The sequence below is a fragment of the Komagataeibacter kakiaceti JCM 25156 genome (assembly GCF_000613305.1).
Genome location: NZ_BAIO01000936.1, coordinates 1 through 509, shown reverse-complemented (window position 1 = coordinate 509; position 509 = coordinate 1). Strand labels below are relative to the sequence as shown.

Here is a 509-nt window from a genome sequence, read left to right as displayed (position 1 = left end):
CGCGCCCGCGCGCTGGGCTGCGACCCGCGCGACCACCTGCGGGCGCATGACAGTTACAGCGTGTTCCAGCGGACCGGGGATCTGGTCATCACCGGCCCGACACTGACCAACGTCAATGACATCCGCGCCGTGCTGGTGCTTTAGGGGCGGGTTTTCCGCCGGAACGGCCGAAGCTTTTTTCAAAAAGCCTCAAAAAACGCCGCCTTTTTGAAAAAAAGGCGGCACACAAGAACTTTTATTCTTCTTTATCAACGGGTTGTTTTCAAACAGCGTCTAGTTCGCGCTCTTGCCCTGCCGCCCGTAGCTGACCTGCGTATCGGGCACGACAAAATGCTTGCCGTCCTCGCCCTCACCAGCGTCGTCATCGCCCGCCTGATTGGGGTCGTAACCGGAGGAGATCATCTGCATCGCCGCCGCGTCGGGCGGGGCGTGGTAGGCTTCCGTCCCCGTATCATCGGTCGGTTCGGCCGGGGGGGGCAGGTGTTTTGTCGAAAGCGGGCGCAGCGCCT

The 509-nt window shown here is 61.7% G+C and carries 1 protein-coding gene and 1 pseudogene; one reads left to right on the top strand and one right to left on the bottom strand.

Annotation, left to right across the window (positions count from 1 at the left end; all coding sequences use genetic code 11):
• A partial coding sequence (locus tag JCM25156_RS28360; protein ID WP_277909496.1) for an MOFRL family protein occupies positions 1-144 on the top strand: 144 nt, incomplete at its 5' end.
• A 129-nt stretch (positions 145-273) separates the two neighbouring features.
• Here the strand turns inward: JCM25156_RS28360 and JCM25156_RS20145 are convergent.
• Positions 274-509: pseudogene (locus tag JCM25156_RS20145) on the bottom strand (hypothetical protein); the annotation flags it as partial.